This is a genomic window from Terrabacter terrae (assembly GCF_039529575.1).
Lineage (GTDB): Bacteria > Actinomycetota > Actinomycetes > Actinomycetales > Dermatophilaceae > Terrabacter > Terrabacter terrae.
Window position 1 is genome coordinate 655,712 of record NZ_BAAANB010000001.1, and the last position, 23,015, is coordinate 678,726.

Below are 23,015 nucleotides of genomic sequence, written 5' to 3' on the forward strand. Positions count from 1 at the left end.
CGCAGCTGCGGTCAGGCGTTCGCGGGGGCGCCTCCGTCGTCGGCCGACTCGTGCATCTCGCGGTCGAGCTCCTGCTGCGTCTCGTCGCCGAAGAGGTGCTTGCCGACGGCGTTGATGACGGCCGCGAACGGGACGGCGACGAGCGCGCCGACGATGCCCGCGATGATCGACCCGGCGGCGATGGCGAGGATGACGGCGAGCGGGTGCACGCTGACGGCCTTGCCGAGCAGGAACGGCTGCAGGACGTGCGCCTCGAGCTGCTGCACGCCGATGACGACCGCGAGCATGATCAGGGCGATGCCGGGGCCGTGCGATACCAGCGCCAGGAGCACGGCCACCGCGCCGGAGAGCAGTGCACCGACGATCGGGATGAACGCGAAGATGAACACGAGGATGCCGATGGCGAAGGCGAAGGGCACCTTGAGGATCGCGGCGCCCACGCCGATGCCCACGGCGTCGACCAGCGCCACGATCATCGTCGCCCGCACGAACGCCGACATCTGGTGCCACGCGATGACCCCCGAGGAGTCGACCCGCGACCGCGTGGCGCGCGGAAAGAGGCCGACGACCCACGACCAGATGCGCGGGCCCTCGTAGAGGAAGAAGAAGAGCGAGAAGAGCGCGATGAAGAGGCCGGCGAGGAAGTGGGTCGCCGTCAGGCCGACGGACGTGGCGGTGTCGCCGAGGTTGCCCGAGCTGCTCACCTGCTGGCGGATGGTGTCGAAGTAGTTGTTGAACTGCGCGTCGGTGATGCGGAAGGTCGTGCGCACCCAGTCGCGCACCGTCTCGAGACCCGTCGCGACCTGCCCCGTGAGGTCGGAGAAGCCGCTGCTGAACTGCGACCCCACCATCGTGAAGAGGGCGCCGACGAGGATGATCGTGCCGACCAGCGTGAGGCCGGCCGCGGCCCCCGGCTTCATCCGGTGCTGCAGCCAGGTGGCGACCGGCCGCAACAGCGCCGTGAGCAGCAGCGCGATGGCGACGGGGACGATGATCTCGGACACCGTGCGCAGGGCCATGGAGGCGAGGTAGACGAAGGCGCCGATGAGCAGCAGGCGCCAGGCCCAGTCGGCGGCGACGCGGATGCCGGGTGGCACGGCGGCGGCCTGCACACCGGGGAGCTCGTCGTCAGCGGATCGCAGACCGGTGCCGGTGGTTGCACCGTCGTCGGCAGGACGAGGGAGGGGCGCGGTCGCCTCGGACAGCGCGCCGGAGCGGTCGCCAGGGTTGTGAGTCACCGTCCCACCGTATGCTGCGGGGCTCGCTCGTGCGGGGAGCACCGCCGCCGGTCCGGGCCGAGCCCAGCCCCTCAGCGCACGATCTCGGCCGTCTGGCGGGCGATCGCGAGCTCCTCGTTGGTCGGCACGACGGCGACGGCGACCGTGGCTCCAGCGGGTGAGATGACCCGTGCCTGAGTGGAGCGGGCGGCGTTCCGCGCGCGGTCGACCTCGATGCCGAGCCCTTCGAGCCCGTCGGTGACAGCAGCCCGCACCGAGATGCTGTTCTCGCCGACGCCTGCGGTGAAGACGAGCGCGTCGATGCCACCGAGGATCGCGAGGTAGGCGCCGACGTAGTGCTTGAGCCGGTGGACGACGACGTCGAAGGCGAGCCGGGCGTCGGGGTCGCCGGTCGCCAGTCGGTGCTCGAGCTCCCGGAAGTCGTTGACACCGCTGAGCCCGAGCACACCGGACTGCTTGTTGAGCAGCGTGTCGATCTCCTCGAGCGAGAGGCCCGCCTCACGGCCCAGGTACGCGTGCAGCCCGGGGTCGACGTCGCCGGAGCGGGTGCCCATGACGAGTCCCTCGAGGGGTGTGAGCCCCATGGACGTGTCGACGGCGCGTCCTCCTCGGACCGCCGAGGCCGAGCAGCCGTTGCCGAGGTGGAGCACGACCTGGCGCAGGTCCTCGACCGGCCGCCCGAGCAGGTCGGCGGTCGCCTGGGCGACGTACTGGTGGGAGGTGCCGTGGAAGCCGTAGCGGCGGATCGCGTGCTTCGCGGCGAGGTCGCGCGGCACGGCATACGTCGACGCCTCGGGCGGGAGGGACGAGAAGAAGGCGGTGTCGAAGACCGCGACGTGCGGCACGGCGAAGCGCTTGCGGGCTGCCTCGATGCCGATCGCGGCGGCTGGGTTGTGCAGGGGCGCAAGGGCGCTCAGCTCGCGGATGCGGTCCAGCACCTCGTCGTCGATGACCACCGGCTCGGAGAAGTCCGGGCCGCCGTGGACCACCCGGTGGCCGACGGCGCGCAGCGAGAACGCGTCGAGGTCGATCCCCTCGGTCCGCAGGCGTTCGGCCACCTGCTGGAGCGCGACGGAGTGGTCGGCCACCTCGCTCCCGGTCTCGCCGATGCGTTCGACGAGCCCGCGGGAGCGGACCTCGCCCGTCTCGGGGACGACGAGCTGGTACTTCAGCGACGACGACCCCGCGTTGAGGACCAGGACGGGACGCTCCCATGCGGCCTCGCTCACGGCTGCTCTCCCTGCTGTCTCGGCGTGGTCTGGGCCTGCACGGCGGTGATGGCGACGGTGTTGACGATGTCGTCGACGAGGGCCCCGCGCGAGAGGTCGTTGACCGGCTTGCGCAGGCCCTGGAGCACCGGGCCGATGGCCACGGCGTGCGCGCTGCGCTGGACCGCCTTGTACGTGTTGTTGCCCGTGTTGAGGTCGGGGAAGACGAAGACCGTGGCGTGGCCGGCGACGTCGGAGTCGGGCATCTTGGCCCGGCCGACGACCGGGTCGATGGCGGCGTCGTACTGGATGGGTCCGGCCAGCGCCAGCTCCGGAACGCGCTCGGCGACGAGCTGCGTAGCGGCACGGACCTTCTCGACCTCGGCCCCGGAACCGCTCGACCCGGTCGAGTAGGACAGCATGGCCACGCGGGGCGCGACCCCGAACTGCTGGGCCGTCTGCGCCGAGGAGATCGCGATGTCGGCCAGCTGCTCCGCCGTGGGGTCGGGGATGACGGCGCAGTCGCCGTAGACGAGCACCCGATCGGCCAGGCACATGAGGAAGACGCTCGACACCGTCTCGACCCCCTCGGCCGTCTTCACGAACTCGAGGGCCGGGCGGATGGTGTGGGCCGTCGTGTGGACCGCACCGGAGACCATGCCGTCGGCCAGGCCGAGGTGGACCATCATCGTGCCGAAGTACGACATGTCGGTGACGACCTCGCGGGCGCGCTCGACGGTCATCCCCTTGTGGGCCCGCGCGGTGGCGTACTCCTGCGCGAAGCGCTCGACGAGCTCGGGGTCGGTGGGGGACACGACGCTGGCAGCGTCGAGGTCGAGCCCGAGGGCCGAGCCGCGGGCGCGGACCTTGGTCTCCTCGCCGAGGAGGGTCAGGTCGGCGACGCCACGGCGCAGCAGCACGTCGGCCGCTTCGAGGATCCGGTCGTCCTGGCTCTCGGGAAGCACGATGTGCCGGCGGTCGGAGCGGGCACGCTCCATCAACTGGAACTCGAACATCAGCGGGGTGCGCACCTCGGAGGCCGACACGTCGATCGCCGTGAGCAGCTCGGTCTGGTCGACGCTCTCGGAGAAGAGGCGCCGTGCCGTCTCGATCTTGTTGCGAGAGCCCTTCGTCATCGGGCCGCGCACCTGCATGAGCCGCTCCGCGGTGCGGAAGGTGCCGTCGTCGGTCAGGGCGATCGGCAGGTCCTGCTGCACGCCGGCCGACAGGCGCGCGATCGTCTCGGGGATGGGGTAGCCGCCCGTCAGGATGATCCCCGCCAGGGTCGGGAAGGTGCCCGACTGGTGGGCCAGCATGAGGCCGGGGATCAGGTCGGTCCGGTCGCTCGGCGCGATGACGGTGACGTCCGGCGTGAGGCGCGCGAGGACGTTGGGCAGGCTCATCGCCGCGACGATGAGCCCCAGGCTGTCGCGGTCCATCCACGACTCGGTGCCGAGGACGAGCTGCGCCCCGATGTGGTCGGCCAGGGCCCGGAAGCTCGGCGCCGAGAGCAGCGGGTTCTCCGGGATGGCAGCGGTGACGGGGAAGGGGAGGTCCTGAAGCGCCTTGCGCGCCGCGTCGAGGGCGGCCGGATGCACGCGGTTGGCGATGACGGCGACGGTCTGGGCGTGGTGCGCGCGCAGCTCGGCGACGGCGCCGTCGGCGGCGACCCGGATCTGCTCGGGCGTGCGGTCGCGGCCGTGGACGACCAGGACGACCGCCGAGCCGAGGTTGGCCGCGATCCGCGCGTTGAACGACAGCTCCGTGCCCGTCGACACGTCGGTGTAATCCGAGCCGAGGACCAGCACGACCTCGAAGCGGGCGCTCAGGGCGCCGAAGCGCTCGACGATCCGGTGCAGGGCCTCGTCGAGGTCGTCGTGGGCCTCGGCGTAGGTGACGCCGAGAGCCTCGTCGTAGGTCTGGTCGACTCCCGGTTGGCTGACGAGCATCTCGACGATGTGGTCGACCTCGTCGTCCGGGCCGCTGCCGCCCAAGGTGGTCAGGGGGCGGAAGACCCCGACCGACCCGACCTCGCGGATCAGGGCGTCGAGCAGGCCCAGGGCGACCGCGGACTTGCCGGTGAGGCCCTCCGGGGAGGCGACGTAGACGCTTCGGCTCACAACCCGAACCTATCGGGCGCCCCGGTGCGGGGCCGGGTGACACGGTCGGTCGCCCTCGCGACGTGCGTCACTGCTGCGAGGCGGTCGCGGGCACCCCGAGGCGCTGGAGGAGGCGCACCGCGTCGTGCGGCGCGTGCCCCTTGGCGTCGTTGTCGAAGTAGACGTGGACGTCGTGCCCCTGCTCCATCCAGTGGTGGCAGGTTCGCGCCCACCGGTCGAGGGACTCGTCCGTGTAGCCGCTGGCGTAGAGCTCGGTCTCGCCGTGCAGCCGCACGTAGCGGAAGTCGCTCGTCGCGTCGTCCATGACCGGCCACGTGCCTGCGCTGTCGGCGATGACCATGGCGACGCCGTACTCAGCGCAGAGCGCCCGGGCCTCCTCGGTGTCGAAGCTGTCGTGACGCGGCTCGAGGGCGTGCCGCATCGGGACGTCGACCTCGCACGTCGTCAGGATGCGGTCCTCCTTGAGCTTGTCGTCGTGCTTCTCGGCCAGCCGCGCGGCCTCGCCCGTCGAGCGTGGCAGCAGCTGGAGGAAGCTCCGGACGCGGTTCGGGTCGAACTCGATGCGGGCCGGCAGCTGCCACAGCACCGGGCCGAGCTGGGGGCCGAGCGCGAGGACCCCGCTCGCGAAGAAGTTGGCCAGCGGGGTCTCGACGTCGCGCAGCGCCTTCATGTGGGTGATGAAGCGTCCACCCTTGACCGCGAAGTTGACGTCGGCGGGCACGGCAGCCCGCCACGCGGCATACGAGCTCGGACGTTGGAGGGAGTAGAACGAGCCGTTGATCTCGATGGACGTCATGCGCTCAGCGGCATACGTCAGCTCGAGCCGCTGCGGCAGGCCCTTGGGGTAGAAGTCGCCGCGCCACGACGCGTAGCGCCACCCGGAGACGCCGATCCGTGCGTGAGGCATGCCCAACCCTTACCCGACAGAGTGCCTGCGCGCTGGCCGTACCGCGGTGGTTTGCCAGCACAGGGCGCCGACGATCCCCCGCGTTCTCGGGGCCGTCGGCCGATTGGGTATGCCGGTCGGCGTGGTGTTATCGTTCCTTCGCACCTTGGGGCTGTGGCGCAGTTGGTAGCGCGTCTCGTTCGCAATGAGAAGGTCAGGGGTTCGAATCCCCTCAGCTCCACCGATGAGTAACCCCGTCCCACCTGCGGTAACACGCGGGAGGGGCGGGGTTCTCGCTTTGTCATCCGCCGCTCTCCTGCCGACGTGTCCCCCCGGTCTTCCCCGGACTCACATCGAGCCTGCGAGGCCGACCAGATCGGCGCCGGTCCGCGCACCGGCACGTCGGGCCCGGATCGGAGTCGCGAAGGCGCCGGACATCCAAGCCAGCGCTCGGGATCAGACGCCTTTCGCCTCATCGCCGCTCGCGGCATCGTCGACCGCGAGCTGGTGTCCCAGCTCGGCGCTTCTGACGACGAGATACGCGGTGACTTCGAGCCTCTCCCCACGCCCGATGGCAAGGTTGAGAAGCTCGTCGAATGCCTCATCTGGTTCGGAGCTGCCGTGCTGCATCAGGACTCCGGTGGCCAGACAGACGAGGTCGTACCCTTCTTGTCGAGCATCTTGCAGGTCCATCAATACCTTCCCGCGAGACGGCCGCTGATGACGAGGCGCCAGGCGTTCGATGGTGGGACCGAGCACCTCTCACCGTTGCGGAGTGCGGGCGATTGCCCTCGGACGCTACTCGCGCACCGTTCGCCGAACTCTTGTGTGGGGGGAGTGCCCGCAGGGTTGCCTTTCAGAGTTGACTCATGCCTCCTCCAGGTCGAGGCGCTTCGGCCTCGTTCAGGTTCCGGCCAACTCCAGCATGCTGAGGGCGATGTCCCCGTCGGTGTCCGGCGGTAACACCACGAGAACCAGCTGCTGGTAGCTGCTCAGGGAGAGGACGACGTGGTCGGGGTAACGACTGTGCTCGAACCAGCCGAGATGGGTCATGCCCAGAGGCGTGCGGAGCCTGTTCGGCGCGTCGCTCCACCGATTTCGTTCGTAGGCGATCCGGGCGATTCTGGCACGCGTCAGCTTGTGAATCGCCACGTCGAGCGGCGGCACTTCCGATCTGAGCTCGCGCGTGCGCGGCCACCACAACCCATCAGAGGCCTCGAGGCCCTGACGTGGGGACAACATGATGCGGCTCGCGGGCCCGGTCGTCGCGGTCGTGTCGGCGCTTTGAGCGGCACCGGCGAGGGGCGCGCGCTCCGACAGGGGGATGCGGGTCGGCGGGTTGCTTGAAATGGCGCTCACAGGGGCTCCTCAGGAGGCACGTTGTGACTGATGGACCACGGCTCCTTCGTCACTTCCTACCTGGGGGGCCGACACCGCGCCAGGATCGGGGCCCTCTGCCATCTACCGACGCCATAGCCCCTAGCGGGTGATCACGTCTCCCCGTCAGGGTACGCCTGCGACTGCTGATCTGGCTGCCGACGGCTTGGCCCCGCTGCATCAACTCAAGGCCGGAGCGAGCTACACCCTGGACGGCTCCTCGGCGGCTGCCGCCCGGGGCCACCATTGAACCGGCCGGCGCCGCGGTACGTCACCCTTCTCCACCTTCATCGGGGTCGTCATCCTCATCGTGCCGCTCGTCCTCGAAATCGCGGACGAGGCTCCACGCGCGCGCGTCCCGCTCAGCGATGTCGTCGTCTTCTCGATCATTCATCGCCTGCGCCAGAGCCCACTCCGGAGGAGGATCCGCTTCCGGGTCGGAGCCCGAGTTCCTGGTCATGACCTGAAGTCTCCGATCAGCTGAGGGGGGCCGCTCGCCTCGTCCCTTCAGTATGGTCCCGCCGCATGCGCCGTCCCATGAGCGAGCCTCCACGCGACGGTCATCGGGGAAGCCCACAAAACTCCAACGCTCCCTCGGAGCCCAGGACGGCTCTTACAGGCGGCGCCGAGAGGCCTCTGCCACGACCAGTGCGGCGGTCGCCGTGAGGCTCCGCCCCTCGTTGCTGGCCCGAGCACGCAACTGGGCGTAGGCCATGTCAGGGGGGACGCTGTTGAGGTAGGCGAGGACGCCCTTGGCATGCTCGATGACCGTGCGGCCGTTCAGGGCATCGCGGGTCCTGCGGGTGATGTCCTCGGTGCTCAGGTGCTCGGGATGCAGGACCACGATCGTGGCGATGTCGGCGAGGCTCTGGCCGAGGGCGTCGGCCTCGGCCTGCACCTCGGGGACGCGGGCCCAGAAGACGTTGAGGGCCCCGAGGCACGTCGAGCGCCAGCGCAGCGGATAGGCCGACACGGCGGAATAGCCCGCCCGCGTGATGGCTACACCAACCTCGCCCCACCGGTGCTCGATCTCGGCGTGGCTCCAAGCGCTGACCCGCGCCATGGTCCGGACCGCGTCGACGCAGGGACCTTCCCCGGACTGCAGCTGGTAGAGCTCCAGCTCGTGGACCGAGTGGGTGGTGGCAGACAGGATCTCCGGCTCCGGCGTCTGGCTGTTCATCAGCAGGCCGGCGGCGCTCGCGTCGAGGGTCTCGCAGGAGTCGGCCATCAAATCTGCGAGGACGGTCACGACGTCGACCTCGTTGCTGACCAGGGCGGAGGCGACCTTGGCGAAGGCGCGAGCGGAGGTTGTACTCATGAGCCGGCGCTCCCGTTGTCGATGGCGCTGAAGTCGAGCACTCGGCCGATCACGGCGGTGGCGATGTCGTCGAGAGTAGCGCCCTGCGCGAAGGCGTGCGCGCGCAGCAGGACCAGGGCGTCGGCGGTGTCGATGCCCAGCTGGGCGACGACCATGCCGGTGGCTTGGTGGATGCGGGACCTGCTCGACCACGGGCTTCGGGCCTCGCCGGTCTCGATCGCCTCAGCCTCCGGGTCGCGCAGCAGCGCCACTCCCACGGCGTCAGCCAGGAACTGAACTGTGCGTGGGTTGAGGAGAAGCTCGTTCGCGGGGGGCAGGTGGCAGGTGAGAACCCCGAGTGTCCGGTGGTCCGGGCGGATCGGGATGGCGTGTACGCCGATCTTGCCGAATGCCTTGGACGCCGAGGCGTCGAACTGGGGCCAGCGCGCGTCCCCCGCACCGACGATGGCACGCACTTGCGTGCCGGTGCGGTAGGCGGTGTGGCCGGGGCCCTCGCCCAGGACGTCCTGCAGGTCCTCGAGCCGCGCCGCACGGCCGTCCGTCACGCAGAGCGTCACCCGGTCTTCACTGGTGTAGGCGATGGTGATGGCTCCACCGTCGGCCCCGAGCACGAGGGTCGCCGACCGGCACAGGCGGTGGGACAGCGGATCTTTCCGGGACTGGCGCGCCATGGCCTGAGCCAGACCCGAGAGAACACTGGTCCTGTCGTCCATGAGGCCTCCTCGCTCACCGGGCGCCTCCGTGACGTCTACCACTCAGACTACGCGTTGCGGGACTCCACCCGCGGAAGGTCGCGACTCGGGCGCTCCCGCGAACCGAGTGGTTCTGGCGTCAGGGCCCGCGCTGCTCCAGCTCGTCGATGATGAGCCGTGCCAGCGCCTTGACCGAGACGCCGGCTCGTGCCGCGGAGCTGACGAGCCTCTCTCGAGCTTGGTCGGAGGGAACGGCGTAGCGCGCGACGAACACCCCGACCGCCATCTCGACCAGGTTGAGGTCTGCGATCCGGCCGGGAGCCTTGGCGGCCTCGAGTCGGGTGCTGAAGGACAGGTCCGCGTTCGCTACGGCCCCGGGAGTCCAGGCGCCGAAGACGTTGGCCACGGCTTCGTGGCGTCCGCGGAAGGTGTCCTGCTCACTTCCGTACACGTTGACGCCGGCGATGACGGTCCCAGCCCGCAGGATCGGCAGCGACAACGTGCTGCGGACCCCCCGGGCGGCGCCGGCCTGCGCGAAGAGCTCCCACGACTGTTCGTCGAGCGGGTCGTCCTGACCGAACTCCAGCGGCTCGCCCTTGTTCGCGGCGTCCTCGCAGGGTCCACCGCTGAGGTACTGGACGGCGTCGAGCAGCCGGACCGCCGGCTGCGAGGACAGGTAGGTCAGGGTGACGCCATCGGCCACGACGCCAAGACTGAACCCCATGGCCGTCGGTGCAGCGAGCGTCAAGTCGCCGGCCGCCCGTCGCATCTCCTGCGCCAGACCGCCATCGTCAGGCCCGAGCATCTGCAGGGCGAGCTGGGTCTCGGGAACAGGTTCCACGCCTTCGTCCTACCCACAAGCGCCCCATCAGCCTCAGCCGACCGGGCTCGCGGACGAGGACTCGGTACTTCAGCCGGAGCGTAGGGTGGGCGGTACCGCTCGGCTCGGCTTGCCCATGCCTGACCGTCATCAGCCCCGCAGCGGCGTCTCCGTCACGCGTCGTCCGGCGTCGCGGCGTTCCAGCCAAGAGGGAGCAACGATGGAAGACATGACCAGGGATCGGCGGGTGGCCGAGGACCTGCGAGGGGTGGCGCAGGACTTCCAGCGTCTGGGGAACGAGCTCTCGAAGTCGACCGAGGCGAACCCTTTCCAGGCGGTCACCATGCTTGCCGTCGAGCGCGTGCCCACGGCGTACGCCGCCAGCATCACCACGCGAACGCACGACGGGTTCATGACCGCTGCGTCCACCGACGAGGTCGCCCGCCGGGCGGACGCCATCCAGTACGAGCTGGGCTCGGGGCCGTGCATCGACGCGATCGTCGACGATGCCGTCTACCAGCCGAAGGACCTTGCTGTCGACGAGCGCTGGCCCGAGTACGGCCGTCGCGTCGTGGCGGAGCTGGGCCTGCGCAGCATGCTCTCGTACCGGATGCACCTCGAGGCCGCCGGCATCATCGGCGGGCTGAACATCTACGCCGAGAAGGCCAGCGCATTCGACGACCGCGACCTGGCCGAAGGGCTGCTACTCGTGACCCATGCAGCGCAGGCCGTCGCCGCCGCCCAGCTGCGCAACCGAGCCCACAACCTGGAGCGCGCCCTTGCCTCCAACCGTGACATCGGAACCGCCGTCGGTGTGCTGATGGCTCAGCACAAGCTGACACGGGAGCAGGCCTTCGACCTGCTCCGGATCGCGAGCCAGAACACCAACCGCAAGCTCAACGAAGTCGCCCTGGACGTCATCGACACCGGCACCATCGACATCACTCCCCGCCGCCGCAGCTGAATGGTCGGGTCTCTGGCCACCAGGCATGTCCCGAGGACTGGAACCCCTCCGCCGCGGTCAGCCCCGCAGGTGCTCGCAAGTCCGCCTTCGCGTGTGGCGAGCGGCCGGGGGGGGGGTAGGAGGCATGGGTGGAACCACTCCCTGAGACCCGCCGGGTCCTGGCGTCCCTGGCCGAGTACGGCGAGGAAGGCCTGTCCGAGGAGCTCGACCGGACCGCCGAACAGGTCCAGCAGGTAGCGCCTGAGGTCGTGGGGTTCAGCGTCGCCGTCGTCAGCCACGGAGTGACCCTGACCTACGTCGTCACCCACGTCGAGCTGGCCGTGCTGGACGCCGTGCAGTACCTGGACGGTGGGCCCTGCGTTCAGGCGGCCCACGACGCCCAGACCGTGCAGGTGGAGAACGTGGGTCTGCTCGACGAAGGGCGGTGGCAGTTCTTCGCCCAGGCCGCGGCGGCACACGGCATCATGAGTACGCTCTCCATGCCGGTCCTGAACGGGGACGCGGTCATCGGCGGGGTCAACCTCTACGGCAGCACAGCCCACGCGTTCGAGGGCCGCGAAGAGAAGCTGGCGGAGCTGTTCGGGGCGTGGGCACCGGGGGCGATCGCCAATGCCGACCTGGGATTCACCACCCGCCTCGAGGCCGCGAAGGCGCCGGGCCGTCTGCACGACTTGCACACGGTCGACCTGGCAGTCGGTGTCCTCGTCGCAGCAAAGGCCATCCCCCCGGACGAGGCTCGAGCCGACTTGGAGCACGCAGCCGCTCAGGCCGGAATCCAGCCCGTCACACTGGCCCGAGCCGTGATCCAGGAGCACCTCGATGAGCCCCTCGCCGCAACTGACGACCCCTCCACGGCGAACGAGCAACAGAGCAACCAGTCGTTCGACTGAGCCGGGTGCTCGAAGAAGCAGAGGGGAACGTGGCGGGCCCGCACCGTGGGCGACGGCCTGACCGCTGTGAGCTTCCCCGGCCGGGCGGCGGCCCTCTCCGACGGCCGGATCATCGAGGGTCAGCACACGGTGTGGGCCTCCACCTCGGCTCCTCCGACCAAGGAGCACCGCCGCGCTCGCCCTCGTGCTGGACGCCCACGAGCCCGTAGCGTGCTCGAACAGTCCCGCTGAACCCTTCGACGGCCCCTAGACCCAGCTGGGGAACCACATGCGAGCCTGCCATTCCGAGAGCGGGATGACGTCGGCGACGTAGATGGGGTGGAAGAATGCAAACAGCGCCATCGAGATCAGGACGAAGGCGCCCATGACGCCGTAGCCGATGCGCCGACGGGTCCGCGATGCCTCGCGACCTCCCACCAGGAGGCCCAGGACGTAGACGCAGGCCAGCACGACGTACGGCACGAAGGCGACCTCGTAGAAGGTGTAGATCGTCCGGTTGCCGAGGAAGAACCACGGCAGGTAGCCGGCGAAGAGCGCGCACAGGATGCCTCCGGCCCGCCAGTCGCGGCGCAGCGCCCACATGAAGAGCAGCACGAAGATCGCGAGCGTGCCGCCCCACCAGATCGAGACCGTGCCGATCGAGGTGATGGCCTTGCTGCACTGGTCGACGAGGCAGCCGTCGGCGCCCTTCTTCGGGCCCTCGTAGAAGAACGACGTCGGGCGTCCCTGGATCAGCCAAGACCAGGGGTTGGTCTGGTACGGGTGCGAGGAGGTGATCGACTGCGTCGAGGAGTACATCTGCTGGTGGTAGGCCCACAGCGAGCGCCACCAGTCGGGCAGCCACGTGTACTTCGTGTCGGGGTTGTCCTGCGCCCACGTGCGGAACGAGCCACCCTTGGTGAGGATCCACCCGGTCCAGCTCGCGACGTACGTGACGACCGCGGTGCCGGCGACCTGCACGAACGCATACGGCGTGTCCTTGACGAAGCCTCCAGGGACCCAGCCGCGCACCCCGGCGGCGCGGCGGGCGCCGAGGTCCCAGAGGACGGTGAGCAGCCCGAAGGCGACGAGGAAGTAGAGGCCGGACCACTTCACCCCGGCGCACAGGCCGAGCATGACGCCCGCGACCCACCGCCACGGCCGCCAGCCGAGCCACGGCCCGAGCCACGAGGTGGCCGCACGGGCGCGGTCGCCCACCTTGCGGGCCAGCACCTCCCGGGCCCGGTCGCGGTCGACGAGCAGCGCACCGAAGGCGGCCAGTCCGAAGAACATGACGAAGATGTCGAGCAGGCCGGTGCGCGAGTGCACGAAGTGGTGGCCCTCGAACGCCAGCAGCGCGGCCGCGACCGTGCCGAGGAGGTCGGAGCGGAAGAGGCGGCGCGCGATGCGGCCGAGCATGAAGATCGAGATCGTGCCGGCCAGGGCCACGGCGAAGCGCCAGCCGAAGGAGTTGAGGATGCCGAACGGCACCTCGCCCCAGCCGATCAGCCACTTGCCGACCGGCGGGTGCACGACGAAGTCACCCTCCGTGCCGTAGACCATCGGGTCGTTGGCCGTGAAGTGCTGGTCGACCTGGTTGGCCCCCTGCAAGGTCGGGTCGTTCTTCATCTCGAACCAGTACAGGACCATCGACCAGCCCTGCTTGACGTAGTACGTCTCGTCGAAGATGAGCTGGTGCGGCGCGCCCACGTGCCAGAGGCGCATGAACCCGCCGACCAGGGTGAAGAAGAGCGGCCCCGCCCAGCCGAGCCAGGCGATGCGGCCCGCGGTGCGCCGCGAGAGGCGGAAGTCGTCGGCCGGGTCCCCGAGCAGGCGCGCGCGCACCTCCCGGGCCGAGTTCATGGGCGTCATCGTATGCAGTGTCGCTGGGTGCGGCGGGCGCCGTGCCGTTCGCGCGTCGTCGGCGTTCCGGACGGCCGCTCAGATGGCGACGCCGCGCGCCTTGAGGACCGAGTAGCCGACGAAGGCGACGGTGTCGAGCAGCGCGTGGCACACCACGAGCGGCATGACCCGGCGGGTGCGGACGAAGACCAGCCCGAGCACGAGCCCCATGACGATGTTGCCGGCGAACCCGCCGAAGCCCTGGTAGAGGTGGTAGCTGCCGCGGATCAGGGCCGAGACGCCGATGACGAGCGGCCACCCCCACCCGGTCTGGCGCCAGCGGGTGAAGAGGTAGCCGACCATGACGACCTCCTCGAGAAGGGCGTTCTCGACGGCCGCCATCACAAGCACCGGTGCCGACCACCAGACGGCCTGCAGGTTGGCGGCGGCGACCTGGGTGTTGATGCCGATCGCCTTGGCGAGGAAGTAGAAGCCGAGACCCGGGATGCCGATCAGGGCGGCGAGGCCGGCGCCGCGGAGCAGGTCGCGTCCGGGCTCGCGCCGGTCGAGGCCGATGAAACGGCCGGCCCGGACGTCGGCCGCGGGGCGGCGGACGTGGTTGAGCAGGTAGAGGGCCAGCGCCACGGCGGCGAGGGGCAGCACGATGCCGGCGAGCTGGTAGGCCAGGTCGAGCCACGGCCGCCCGGGTGTCGCGGACTGGTTCATCGCGGTCGTCTGCTGTGACAGCGGCACCGGCCGGGTGAGCTTCTCGATGATGCTGAGCACCGCGTAGACCGCGGAGGAGCCCAGGCTGACCGCCAGGACGAGCACGGTCTCGCGTCGGAGCCCGCGCCGGACGGCCGGTTCGGCGACCGCGGCCGGGTCGCGGTCTGAGGCAGCGAGGAGTCCGGCGAACCGGCCGCGCTCCGCGGTCGCTGGGGTCGACATGGCGCCAGCGTAGCCTCGCGGTCCGGGAGGAGAACGTCGGTGAACGCGCTCTCGGGCGGCATGGCGGCGTAGCGTCTCGGGCATGTCGCTGCTCTCCGGCTGGCACCGCGGCGAGCACGCCGCGGAGGGCTTCGCATACCCCACGTACACCCGGGGGAGCGGCCCAGGCGTCATCGTCGTCCACGAGAGCCCGGGACTGACGCCGGAGGTCATCGAGATCGGGCAGCACCTCGTCGGCAGCGGCTTCACCGTCGTCATGCCGCACCTCTTCGGCTCGTCCCACGGGCCGCCCCGCGCCTGGGAGGCGGCCCGGGTGGTCCCGCGCCTCTGCGTCACGCGCGAGTTCACGCTGTTCGCCACGGGTCGGACGGCGCCCCTGGCGGGCTGGCTCCGCAGCCTGGCCCGGTCCTTGCACGCGACGGCGGGCGGGCCCGGCGTCGGCGTGCTGGGGATGTGCGTGACGGGCGGTTTCGCGCTCGCGGCCATGGTCGACCCCGTCGTGGTCGCGCCCGTCGTCGCGCAGCCCGCGACACCGCTGCCGCTCACCCCCGCCCGCGCCGCCGACGTCAACCTCACCCCTGGGGACCTCGCGACCGTCCGTAGGCGCGTCGCCGACGGGTGTCCGGTGCTCGGCGTCCGCTACCACGCCGACTGGGTGACCGGCACCCGCTTCGAGACGCTCCGGCGTGAGCTCGGCGACGGCTTCATCGCGGTCGAGCTGGACGGACGCGGCCACGCGACCCTGACCGACCACCGGCACCCCGAGGCGGTCGAGCGCGTCACCGGCTTCCTGCGGCGACGTCTGCTCGAGGTCGACTGAAATCCTCTGGCCCGCCCGCAGCCGGCGGGCCTACCGTCGGGGCATGTCCTCGACCCTGCGACTCCTCCTGCGCGCCCGGTTGACTGCCGCGATGCGCGAGCGCGATCGCTGTGCCGTCGGCGTCCTGCGCAGCGCAGTCGCCGCGATCGAGAACGCCGAGGCGGTGCCGGTGCCGGGAACCTCGGCTGCCGGGTCCGTCCCGTCCGGCTCCGTCTGGTCCGGATCCTCGTCGTCCGGGGACGTGGCGCTGGCGGCGGTGGGGCTCGGTGCCACGGAGGCGGAGCGCCGCCGGCTGGACCATGCGGCGGAACGTGCGGTCGTGGTCGCCGAGGTGCGCTCGCTGCTCGAGGCCAGGACGGTGTATGCCGCTGCGGGCCAGGGCGACCGGGCCGGTGCCGCGGCTGTCGGCGCCGAGCTGTTGACCGACGTCCTCGAGGAGGCGGACCGGGTCCACGGCACCGACGGGGCCCTCGACACCGGTCCCACTCCTGCCTGACGGGGTTCGGGTTGCCGAGCCGTCGTCCACAGGTGTGGTGGACAAGCTGTGGAGACCGCGGGTCGCGATGTGGACGAAGGGCCCTGCGGCTGTGGAGACACGCGCGCGACCTGTGGACCGGAAGGATCTTTCCCGAAACTGCTTGTGGGGCCTGGCGGCTCGCAGTAGAAATGAGTCACGCCCTCCCTCCGGGGAGAGCGTGACGACTCGGAGACGAGGGCCCATCCGGTGGGGCGACCCACCGCGACAGCCGGTGACGAGGCTGCTGGGGCCGGAGCCGCCGAGACGTCGATCGGGAGAGTCACCTACGACCGATCAACCAGAAGGGCCCTTGGGACTCATACTCCCAAGGGCCCTTCGCCTGTTCCGGGCGCGCACGCCGAGCGCCCGGCTCCGTGCGTCGGAACCGGGCACTCGACGGGTCGGTCAGCCCTGGGCGATCGAGGAGTCGGCCGGGACCTTCGGTCGCCACGGCTTCAGCCACGGCGTCTCCGGCCAGCCCTCGCGAGCAGCCACGAGCTCGTACATCGTGGCGCCGTCGATGGACTCGCGCACGATGTCGGCGTGCCCGGCGTGCCGGGCCAGCTCCTCGACGAGGTGCATGGCCACCCACCGGACCGACCACGCCTCGACGTCCTGGGGGAACCAAGGCGCGTCGCGCGGCACCGGCACCGGAGCGCCGAGGTCCACGTCGCGCAGCACCTGACGGGTGATGTCGCCCTGTGCGGCCAGCGCGGCGAGCAGCGAGTCGAGCGTGTCGTCGTCGGTGACCTTGAAGTCGTCGCCCCAGGCCCTGGCCTGCTCCCCGACGGAGGTGTCGGGCGGCGTCGGCGCGTGAGGCGCCGCGGCCATCCGCTGCGTCCAGCCGCGCTCGCAGGTCGTGACGTGCTTGATGAGGCCGCCGATGCTGAGGGTGCCCGCAGTCGGTGCCAGGCGGATCTGCTCCTCGGTGAGGCCGAAGGAGACGGAGAAGAAGGCATCGCGCTGCTGGTCGACGTAGGCGATGACGCTCTCGCGCTCGTCGCGGACGGGTGGGACGTGGGCTGCCATGGCTCCTCCTCAGTCGTCGCGGTGGGCGTAGAGGTCACGGAGCAGCGCGATCTCGGCGCCGTGGTGGATGACCTCGCGGTTGATGTGCAGCACGAGCTCGACCCGCGGGTGGTCGGCCCACGGCCCCTCGCTCGGGCCGCACGGCTGGGCCAGCGCGTCGACGTCCCAGCCGCGCACGCCGTCGGTCCACGCCGCGAAGGCCACGTCGGCCTGCGCCAGCGCAGCCTGCGCGGTCGCGGCATACGGGAACGTCAGGTAGTCGACGGGCGGTCCGCCGAAGTGGCTGTGCACGCGCGCGCCGAGGACGCCGACGATGACGTGCGCGAGCCGCCAGGCGATCGTCGTGACCGGGGCGGGCACGGGCTCGGGGTAGGCCCAGTCGATGGTCAGCTCGCCGGTGCCGCCCTGGATCTCGGTGCCACCCTGGCCCCGGGGGTGCAGGTTCCAGGCGCCGGGCGTCGGCTCCCAGAGGTACTCGGCGTCGGTGAGCCCCTCGAGACGCGGGCGCAGCTGGTTGGTCCAGTGCCAGGCGGCCTGGTCGATGAGGACGGAGGTCCAGTCGATGGAGGTCTGTGTCGTGGTCATGGCTCCAGCGTCCTCGGGATATAGGACAGCTCCTGTCCGCAGAGACTGCAAGACTCGAGTCATGTCCTCGTCTTCCGACGGCACCGGCACCACCGCCCGGGTGCTGCGCCTGCTCGACCTCCTGCAGAGCCGGCCGGTCTGGAGCGGCACCGAGCTCGCCGAGCGGCTCGGCGTCACGACCCGCAGCGTGCGCCGCGACGTCGAGCGGCTGCGCCACCTCGGCTACCCCGTCAACGCCGCCCACGGTGCCGCGGGTGGCTACCAGCTCGGCGCGGGGCGCCGGCTGCCGCCCCTGCTCCTCGACGACACGGAGGCCGTCGCCGTCGCGGTGTGCCTTCGCCTCGCAGCCGGTGGCAGCGTCGAGGGGCTCGGCGAGGCGGCGGTGCGCACGCTCGCCAAGCTCGACCAGGTGCTCCCCGGCCGGTTGCGCGGCCAGGTCGAGGCCATCCACGAGGCGACCGTGACCCTCGACAGCGGCGCGGTGCCCGTCGACGCGACGACGCTGCTCCTGCTCGCCCGCGCCTGCCGGCAGGCCGAGCGGGTGACGTTCGCGTATGCCGGCCCGCGCGGTTCCGGGGAGAGGCGGGTCGAGCCCTACCGCCTGGTCGCGACGGGCCGGCGGTGGTACCTCTTCGCCTTCGACCTCGACCGTGAGGACTGGCGCATCTTCCGGCTCGACCGCATGACAAAGGCCCGCTCGAACGGCTGGCGGTTCACGCCGCGAGCGGCTCCGGATGCCGCCGAGCACGTGCGGCGCTCGATCTCCGGCGGGGCGTACGACCACGTGGCCCGGGTCCGCATCGAGGCGCCGAAAGCACTGGTGGACAGGCACATTCCCGCGACCGTCGGCACAGTGACCGCCGACGGACCCGACCACTGCATCTTCGAGGCAGGCGGCAACCACCTCGGATCCATGGCGATGCACCTCGGCGGGCTGCCGTGGGAGCTGACCGTCCTCGAACCGCCGGAGCTGCGACAGGTCATGCGCGAGCAGGCGGCCCGGATGCTGCGTGCCGCAGGCGACCCGGCCGCCGGCCCCGTCACGGTGTGAAAGAACGCGGAACCGCGCCGTGGCGCACTTCGGTTCGTCATCGGGCACGAACCGCGGCCGAAACTGCGCCATGGCGCACTTCGGTGCGTCGTCGAGTCCGGATTGCGGCCGGAACCGCGCCGTGGCGCAGTTCGGTTCGTCACCGGGTCCGGATTGCGGCCGAAACTGCGCCATGGCGCACTTCGGTGCGTCGTCGAGTCCGGATTGCGGCCGAAACTGCGCCATGGCGCACTTCGGTGCGTCGTCGGGCGCAAACCGCGGCCGGAACCGCGCCGTGGCGCGGTTCCAAGCCACACGGCATACGTTCTCAGCCGGTGTTGCGCAGCCCCGCGGCGATGCCGTTGATCGTCAGCAGCAGCGCCCGCTGCACGTCTGCGTCGGGCTCGGCCTCATCGGGCACCGACCGTGACCGTGCCAGCAGCGACGTCTGGAGGGCGTGCAGGGGCGCGAGGTAGCTGTCGCGCAGGTCGAGCGTGCGGCGCAGCACCGGATAGGCCTCGAGCAGCTCCTTCTGGCCCGTGAGGCGCAGCACCTCCTCGACGGTGCGGGCGTGCTCCTCGCGGATCGTCTCGAAGACGCCGGCCACGTCGTCCGGCACGAGCGTGCTGACGTAGCCGGCCGCGATCTCGAGGTCGGTCTTGGCCAGCGTCATCTGCACGTTGGACAGGAAGGTGCGGAAGAAGGCCCACGAGCCGTACATCTCGCGCAGCGTCCTGTCCCGACCGTCCTCGCGGGCGGCCGCCAGGCCCGAGCCGACGCCGAACCAGCCGGGCAGGATGATCCGCGACTGCGTCCAGCCGAAGACCCACGGGATGGCGCGAAGGTCCTCGAGGCCGCCGGTGCCGCCGGGGCGCTTGGACGGACGGGAGCCGATGTTCATCTTGCCGAGCTCGTCGACGGGAGTGGCCGACACGAAGAACGGCACGAGGCGGGGGTCGCACACCAGCTCGCGGTAGGCGTCCTGGCCGCGCCCGGCGACGAGGTCCATCGTGCCGTTCCAGCCGTCGAGGACGTCGCGCGGCAGCAGCGAGCGACGGTGCAGCACCGAGGCCTCGAGCACGGCGGCCAGCGCGGTCTCGAGGTTGAAGCGGGCCAGGCCCGGCAGGGTGTACTTGTCGCTGATCACCTCGCCCTGCTCGGTGATCTTGATCGGGCCGTCGAGGCTGCCGTAGGGCTGGGAGAGGATCGCCTCGCCGGTGGGGCCGCCGCCGCGTCCGACGGAGCCACCGCGGCCGTGGAAGAGGCGCAGGACCACTCCGTGCTGGCGGGCGATGTCGCGCAGCGCCCGCTGGGCTCGGTGGATCTGCCACTGCGACGCGGCGATTCCCGCGTCCTTGGACGAGTCGGAGTAGCCGAGCATGATCTCCTGCACGTCCCCGCGGGCCGCCACGACGCGGCGGTAGGACGGGTCCGACAGGAGCGCGTCGAGCAGGGGGCCGGCCGCCTCGAGCTCGGCGACGGTCTCGAAGAGCGGGGCGAAGCCGATGCGGGCCGTGGCCGGCGTCGTGTCGGTGCCGGTGTCGAGCAGACCTGCCTCACGGGCGAGGACGACGACGGCGAAGAGGTCGTCGACGTCGTGGGTCATCGACACGATGTAGGTCTCGACGGCCTCGGGACCGTAGGTGTCGAGCGCGCGCCCGATGGCGGTCATGAGAGACAGGGACGCCTGCGCTGCGTCGCCGAGGTCGTGGACGCCGAGGCCCGTGAGTGGGCGGCGCGCGGCCATCTCCTGCGAGAGGAGCGCGATGCGCGCGGGGCGGTCGAGGTCGGCATAGGGCGAGTCCAGCTCGCCGATGCGCTCGTAGAGCTCGGCGAGGGCCGCGTGGTGCTTGGCGCTGTGCTCACGGATGTCGAGCGTGGCCAGGCCGGTGCCGGTCGCCACCACCGCGCGGATGAGCCGCAGGATCGCGCCGTCGGCGGTGAGCTCGTCCCCGCCGGCGAGCATCGAGTCGCGGATGAGGACGAGATCGGCCAGCAGCTCGTCGAACGTGGCGTAGTCGCGGCCCGGCTCGTGCGGCGTGCCGTGGTCGAGGCGGTCCCGCGTGCGCAGCAGGCGCACGCGGACGAAGCTGAGCTTGAGGCGGTATGGCTCCTCGGCGTTGAGCCGGCGCACGGCGTCGAAGGTCACCGGCAGGGCCGCGGCATCGCGCTCGAGGCTCTCACGCAGGGCGTCGGTCACCTCGACGAAACGGGTCGAGCTCGACAGCTCGTGCAGCATGTGGTCGAGCTTCGAGACGAGCTCGGCGAGGCCGGCGTCGTGCTGCATGCCGATGACCTCGAGGGTGACGTCGGGGGTGACGTTGGGGTTGCCGTCGCGGTCGCCACCGGCCCAGGCGCCGAAGCGCAGTGGGCGTGCCGAGGGGGGCAGCTCGACCCCGATGCCGGCGAGCGAGCGGTCGAGCTCGGCCAGCAGGTCGGGCACGACCTGGTCGGCGAGGAAGCGCAGCGTGTGCATGGCGGTGCGGGCCTCGTCGGTGGGCTCGGGACGCACGATGCGCAGCTCGTCGGTCTGCCACAGCATGTCGACGAGCTCGGCGAGGCGGCGCTCGGTGCGTGGGCCCTCGGAGGCGGGCCGCCGGGGGTCCTCGAGCTCGCTGACCGTCACGGCGATGCGGCGCAGGAGGTTGAGCACGGTGCGGCGTGTGGCCTCGGTCGGGTGGGCGGTGAAGACGGGGCGGTACTCGAGCCGGCCCAGGACGTCGTCGAGCTCCTCCCGCTCGAGGCTGCCCTCCTCGAGGGCGGCGCCGATGCGCCGGACCGTCGCCGCGAGCGGCGCCTCGTCGACGGCGCTCAGCTCCTGCCACCGGTGCAGCTGCTCGGTGACGTTGACGAGCTGGAAGTATGCGGTGAAGGCGCGTGCCAGCACCACCGCGGTGGGCGCGTCGACACCTTCGAGCACTGCGCGCAGCTCGCCGCCCTCGGGCTCGCGGGCCAGCCCGCGCACCTTCTCCACGAGTCCGAGCAGGTCCGCGCCTTCGTGGCGGGTCAGTGCCTCGCCGAGGAGCGTGCCGAGCTGGCGCACGGACGCCCTGAGCGCGGTGTGCTGCGAGGCGGACGAGACGCCCGAGGCGAACGTCGCGACGTCGGGCTCCCGGCGGTCGGCCTCGAGGAGCTGCTCGGTGGTGGTGCGGCCCTGGGTGCTCATGCGTCAGTGGTACCGCGAAGAGGTTTCGGATTGGTTACCCGTCCACGATGGGGGACGCGATCTGGACACCGAATGCGCCCGGCAGCCCCGGGCGGGCGGTGACTGCCCGCGAGCCGAGCCGGCGGATCGAGGCACGGCGGCGAGGCAGGCGCGGCCTGCGAGGATGGCGGCATGAGCACCGGCACCCTCGTCCTCGCGGCCACCCCGATCGGCGACCCGCGTGACGCGGCGCCCCGCCTGGCCCACGAGCTCGCCACCGCCGACGTCATCGCGGCCGAGGACACCCGGCGTCTGCGACGGCTCCTGACCGAGCTCGCCGTCATACCAAGCGGATCCGTCATCAGCTACCACGAGCACAACGAGGCCTCACGGACGCCCGACCTCGTCACGCGCCTCGTCGCAGGCGATCGTGTCGTCGTCGTCACCGACGCCGGCATGCCGTCCGTCTCCGACCCCGGCTACCGCCTCGTCGCCGCGGCCATCGACGCGGACGTCACCGTGACGTGTGTCCCCGGCCCGAGTGCGGTCCTCATGGCGCTTGCCGTCTCGGGGCTGCCGGTCGACCGGTTCTGCTTCGACGGCTTCCTCCCGCGCAAGGCGGGGGAGCGGGCCAGGGTCCTGGCGGAGGTGGCGGACGAGCGTCGCACCCTCGTGTTCTTCGAGGCGCCGCACAGGCTCGCCGAGACGCTGGCCGCCATGCGCGACGCCTTCGGCCCCGACCGCCGCGCCGCCGTCTGCCGGGAGCTGACGAAGACCTACGAGGAGGTGCGCCGCGGCACCCTGGACGACCTCGGCGCCTGGGCGCAGGAGGGCGTCAAGGGCGAGATCACGATCGTCGTGGCGGGGGCCGAGCGGACCGTGCCGTCACTCGAGGACGCCGTTGCCGGCATACGGGCTCGGGTGGACGCAGGGGAGCGGCTCAAGGACGTCGCGGCCGACGTGGCGTCGGCCACCGGACTGTCGAAGAAGGCGCTCTACGACGCGTCCCTCGCCGCCCGCTGACCCGATCTCGACAAGCGGACTGCTTGCCCCACCGGGAATCGCGGGTAAGGCTGCTGTGGTTCCCCGTCCGGAGGCGGGCACCCGCCCGGCCTCGACGCCAGCACAGCGACGACAGCACAGCGAAGGAGCACGGCATGGCTACCACCCGCACCGCCAGCACGCACTGGGAAGGCTCGCTCTTCGAGGGCTCCGGCCAGGTCAGCCTGGAGAGCTCGGGCATCGGCACCTACGACGTCAACTGGGCCTCACGGGCGGAGTCGGCGGACGGCAGGACGAGTCCCGAGGAGCTGATCGCGGCCGCCCACTCGTCGTGCTTCTCGATGGCCCTGTCCAACGGCCTCGCCAAGGCCGGCACGCCGCCGACCACGCTCGACACCACGGCCAACGTGACGTTCGTCCCCGGCACCGGCATCACCGGGATCGCCCTCAGCGTCGTCGGCGAGGTGCCCGGCATGTCGGCCGAGGACTTCCAGGCCGCCGCCGAGGACGCCAAGGCCAACTGTCCGGTCAGCCAGGCGCTCAAGGCCGTCCCGATCACCCTCGAGGCACGGCTCGGCTGAGACCGACCGCACCACGCCGATCGG

General features: G+C 71.2%; 22 protein-coding genes and 1 tRNA gene. 8 read left to right on the top strand and 15 right to left on the bottom strand.

The genetic code is table 11. The features are described 5' to 3' along the window. Positions 1-11: 11 nt before the first annotated feature. From ABD194_RS03035 to ABD194_RS03050, 4 genes are all read right to left on the bottom strand, one after another. Positions 12-1,238: an AI-2E family transporter gene (locus ABD194_RS03035; protein WP_343987302.1), complete on the bottom strand. Its 1,227-nt coding sequence runs from the start codon at positions 1,236-1,238 to the stop codon at positions 12-14. A 71-nt stretch (positions 1,239-1,309) separates the two neighbouring features. Beyond that, positions 1,310-2,467 carry an acetate/propionate family kinase gene (locus ABD194_RS03040; protein ID WP_343987305.1) on the bottom strand — a complete coding sequence of 386 codons (1,158 nt, stop codon included), beginning with the start codon at positions 2,465-2,467 and terminating at the stop codon, positions 1,310-1,312. Continuing rightward, positions 2,464-4,566: a phosphate acetyltransferase gene (gene pta, locus ABD194_RS03045; RefSeq protein ID WP_343987308.1), complete on the bottom strand. Its 2,103-nt coding sequence runs from the start codon at positions 4,564-4,566 to the stop codon at positions 2,464-2,466. Before pta ends, ABD194_RS03040 begins: the two co-directional genes overlap by 4 nt. A gap of 67 nt (positions 4,567-4,633) precedes the next feature. Further along, positions 4,634-5,473 (bottom strand): DUF72 domain-containing protein, encoded by an 840-nt coding sequence (locus ABD194_RS03050; RefSeq protein ID WP_343987311.1) that lies wholly within the window; start codon positions 5,471-5,473, stop codon positions 4,634-4,636. Between the two features lie 147 nt (positions 5,474-5,620). Between ABD194_RS03050 and ABD194_RS03055 the strand changes: the two genes are divergently transcribed. Further along, positions 5,621-5,693: transfer RNA gene (locus tag ABD194_RS03055), tRNA-Ala, on the top strand. 215 nt (positions 5,694-5,908) lie between these two features. On the opposite strand, the gene ABD194_RS03060 is transcribed toward ABD194_RS03055, so the two are convergent. The 6 genes from ABD194_RS03060 to ABD194_RS03085 all read right to left on the bottom strand — a co-directional run bounded on the left by ABD194_RS03060 (position 5,909) and on the right by ABD194_RS03085 (position 9,680). Further along, positions 5,909-6,211, bottom strand: a complete 303-nt coding sequence (locus ABD194_RS03060) for an ANTAR domain-containing protein (protein ID WP_343987314.1) — start codon at positions 6,209-6,211, stop codon at positions 5,909-5,911. 144 nt (positions 6,212-6,355) lie between these two features. After that, entirely contained in the window at positions 6,356-6,811 is a 456-nt protein-coding gene (locus tag ABD194_RS03065; RefSeq protein WP_343987317.1) for a DUF5994 family protein, read from the bottom strand. Between the two features lie 289 nt (positions 6,812-7,100). Further along, a complete protein-coding gene (locus tag ABD194_RS03070; protein ID WP_343987320.1) occupies positions 7,101-7,289 on the bottom strand; it encodes a hypothetical protein in 189 nt (62 codons plus the stop codon). A 153-nt stretch (positions 7,290-7,442) separates the two neighbouring features. Further along, on the bottom strand, positions 7,443-8,147 hold the full coding sequence (locus ABD194_RS03075) for an ANTAR domain-containing protein (RefSeq protein ID WP_343987323.1): 705 nt from the start codon (positions 8,145-8,147) through the stop codon (positions 7,443-7,445). Continuing rightward, complete coding sequence (locus tag ABD194_RS03080; protein WP_343987326.1) at positions 8,144-8,860, bottom strand: GAF and ANTAR domain-containing protein; 717 nt, start codon at positions 8,858-8,860, stop codon at positions 8,144-8,146. Before ABD194_RS03080 ends, ABD194_RS03075 begins: the two co-directional genes overlap by 4 nt. 118 nt (positions 8,861-8,978) lie before the next feature. After that, a complete protein-coding gene (locus ABD194_RS03085) occupies positions 8,979-9,680 on the bottom strand; it encodes a GAF and ANTAR domain-containing protein (protein ID WP_343987329.1) in 702 nt (233 codons plus the stop codon). Between the two features lie 208 nt (positions 9,681-9,888). Between ABD194_RS03085 and ABD194_RS03090 the strand changes: the two genes are divergently transcribed. Together ABD194_RS03090 and ABD194_RS03095 are read left to right on the top strand one after the other, a co-directional pair. Continuing rightward, positions 9,889-10,623, top strand: a complete 735-nt coding sequence (locus ABD194_RS03090; protein ID WP_343987332.1) for an ANTAR domain-containing protein — start codon at positions 9,889-9,891, stop codon at positions 10,621-10,623. A 128-nt stretch (positions 10,624-10,751) separates the two neighbouring features. Beyond that, positions 10,752-11,513 carry a GAF domain-containing protein gene (locus tag ABD194_RS03095; protein ID WP_343987336.1) on the top strand — a complete coding sequence of 254 codons (762 nt, stop codon included), beginning with the start codon at positions 10,752-10,754 and terminating at the stop codon, positions 11,511-11,513. Positions 11,514-11,759: 246 nt separating this feature from the next. Here the strand turns inward: ABD194_RS03095 and ABD194_RS03100 are convergent, their stop codons facing one another. Together ABD194_RS03100 and ABD194_RS03105 are read right to left on the bottom strand one after the other, a co-directional pair. Further along, a complete protein-coding gene (locus ABD194_RS03100; protein ID WP_343987340.1) occupies positions 11,760-13,355 on the bottom strand; it encodes a dolichyl-phosphate-mannose--protein mannosyltransferase in 1,596 nt (531 codons plus the stop codon). Positions 13,356-13,433: 78 nt separating this feature from the next. Beyond that, positions 13,434-14,282 (bottom strand): CPBP family intramembrane glutamic endopeptidase, encoded by an 849-nt coding sequence (locus tag ABD194_RS03105; protein ID WP_343987343.1) that lies wholly within the window; start codon positions 14,280-14,282, stop codon positions 13,434-13,436. A gap of 82 nt (positions 14,283-14,364) precedes the next feature. On the opposite strand from ABD194_RS03105, the gene ABD194_RS03110 reads away from it, so the two are divergent. Next, positions 14,365-15,102, top strand: coding sequence for a dienelactone hydrolase family protein (locus ABD194_RS03110; RefSeq protein ID WP_343987346.1), 738 nt, complete (start codon positions 14,365-14,367; stop codon positions 15,100-15,102). Positions 15,103-15,145: 43 nt separating this feature from the next. Beyond that, on the top strand, positions 15,146-15,598 hold the full coding sequence (locus ABD194_RS03115) for a hypothetical protein (protein ID WP_343987349.1): 453 nt from the start codon (positions 15,146-15,148) through the stop codon (positions 15,596-15,598). A 426-nt stretch (positions 15,599-16,024) separates the two neighbouring features. Here ABD194_RS03115 and ABD194_RS03120 read toward each other — a convergent pair whose 3' ends face one another. Together ABD194_RS03120 and ABD194_RS03125 are read right to left on the bottom strand one after the other, a co-directional pair. Beyond that, positions 16,025-16,648, bottom strand: coding sequence for a DinB family protein (locus tag ABD194_RS03120; protein ID WP_343987352.1), 624 nt, complete (start codon positions 16,646-16,648; stop codon positions 16,025-16,027). A gap of 9 nt (positions 16,649-16,657) precedes the next feature. Continuing rightward, on the bottom strand, positions 16,658-17,233 hold the full coding sequence (locus ABD194_RS03125; RefSeq protein ID WP_343987355.1) for a DinB family protein: 576 nt from the start codon (positions 17,231-17,233) through the stop codon (positions 16,658-16,660). Positions 17,234-17,294: 61 nt separating this feature from the next. On the opposite strand from ABD194_RS03125, the gene ABD194_RS03130 reads away from it, so the two are divergent. Then, on the top strand, positions 17,295-18,284 hold the full coding sequence (locus tag ABD194_RS03130) for a helix-turn-helix transcriptional regulator (protein ID WP_343987358.1): 990 nt from the start codon (positions 17,295-17,297) through the stop codon (positions 18,282-18,284). A 307-nt stretch (positions 18,285-18,591) separates the two neighbouring features. On the opposite strand, the gene ppc is transcribed toward ABD194_RS03130, so the two are convergent. Further along, the gene (gene ppc, locus ABD194_RS03135) at positions 18,592-21,429 is read right to left on the bottom strand and encodes a phosphoenolpyruvate carboxylase (RefSeq protein ID WP_343987362.1); all 2,838 of its coding nucleotides are present in this window, start codon (positions 21,427-21,429) and stop codon (positions 18,592-18,594) included. Between the two features lie 171 nt (positions 21,430-21,600). Between ppc and rsmI the strand changes: the two genes are divergently transcribed. Further along, positions 21,601-22,431, top strand: a complete 831-nt coding sequence (gene rsmI / locus ABD194_RS03140; protein ID WP_343987365.1) for a 16S rRNA (cytidine(1402)-2'-O)-methyltransferase — start codon at positions 21,601-21,603, stop codon at positions 22,429-22,431. A 134-nt stretch (positions 22,432-22,565) separates the two neighbouring features. Further along, positions 22,566-22,991 carry an OsmC family protein gene (locus ABD194_RS03145; RefSeq protein ID WP_343987369.1) on the top strand — a complete coding sequence of 142 codons (426 nt, stop codon included), beginning with the start codon at positions 22,566-22,568 and terminating at the stop codon, positions 22,989-22,991. Positions 22,992-23,015: the final 24 nt, after the last annotated feature.